Consider the following 483-nt stretch of genomic DNA (forward strand, 5'->3'; position numbering starts at 1 on the left):
TACAGTTACTGCACCTGTAGCAACAATTACAAATCTATCAGTTCCCGCTACTATCACTGCAGGCACAGTGAGCTCTTCCAATGCAACGATTACCAGTTTATCAGGGTTGCAGGCTCTTACTGTAACAGGAAACATTACGGCTAATACAGTAACTGCACCTGCAGCAACGATTACAAACCTATCTGTTCCTGCAACCATTACCGCAGGTACTGTAAGCTCCGCCAATGCTACTATTACGAGTTTATCCGGGTTACAGGCACTTACCGTAACAGGAAATATTGCGGCTAATACAGTAACTGCACCTGCAGCAACAATTACAAATCTATCAGTTCCCGCTACTATCACTGCAGGCACAGTGAGCTCCTCCAATGCAACTATTACCAGTTTATCAGGGTTGCAGGCACTTACTGTAACAGGAAACATTACGGCTAATACAGTAACTGCACCTGCAGCAACGATTACAAACCTATCTGTTCCTGCAAC

Annotated in this window: 1 protein-coding gene; it reads right to left on the minus strand. The window is 44.7% G+C overall.

What is annotated here, in order from left to right:
* A partial coding sequence (locus tag AC1RNB_RS12210) for a hypothetical protein (protein ID WP_493083155.1) occupies nt 1–483 on the minus strand: 483 nt, incomplete at both ends.

It is taken from the genome of Sediminibacterium sp. GW821-FHT12F12 (assembly GCF_058806635.1).